The sequence below is a fragment of the Exiguobacterium sp. s59 genome (assembly GCF_018617475.1).
Classification (GTDB): domain Bacteria; phylum Bacillota; class Bacilli; order Exiguobacteriales; family Exiguobacteriaceae; genus Exiguobacterium; species Exiguobacterium aestuarii.
Window position 1 is genome coordinate 1 of record NZ_JACSKG010000019.1, and the last position, 449, is coordinate 449.

The window sequence follows — 449 nt, forward strand, 5'->3', positions numbered from 1 at the left end:
GTTGGGCACTCTAGGGAGACTGCCGGTGACAAACCGGAGGAAGGTGGGGATGACGTCAAATCATCATGCCCCTTATGAGTTGGGCTACACACGTGCTACAATGGACGGTACAAAGGGCAGCGAAGCCGCGAGGTGGAGCCAATCCCAGAAAGCCGTTCTCAGTTCGGATTGCAGGCTGCAACTCGCCTGCATGAAGTCGGAATCGCTAGTAATCGCAGGTCAGCATACTGCGGTGAATACGTTCCCGGGTCTTGTACACACCGCCCGTCACACCACGAGAGTTTGCAACACCCGAAGTCGGTGAGGTAACCGTAAGGAGCCAGCCGCCGAAGGTGGGGCAGATGATTGGGGTGAAGTCGTAACAAGGTAGCCGTATCGGAAGGTGCGGCTGGATCACCTCCTTTCTAAGGAAAATGCCCATGTGGCATTGCCCATCGTTCAGTTTTGAG

General features: G+C 55.7%; 1 rRNA gene. It reads left to right on the forward strand.

Going from position 1 to position 449, the window contains the following annotated elements:
• Positions 1-404 (forward strand): 16S ribosomal RNA (locus KNO91_RS15260); the annotation flags it as partial.
• Positions 405-449: the final 45 nt, after the last annotated feature.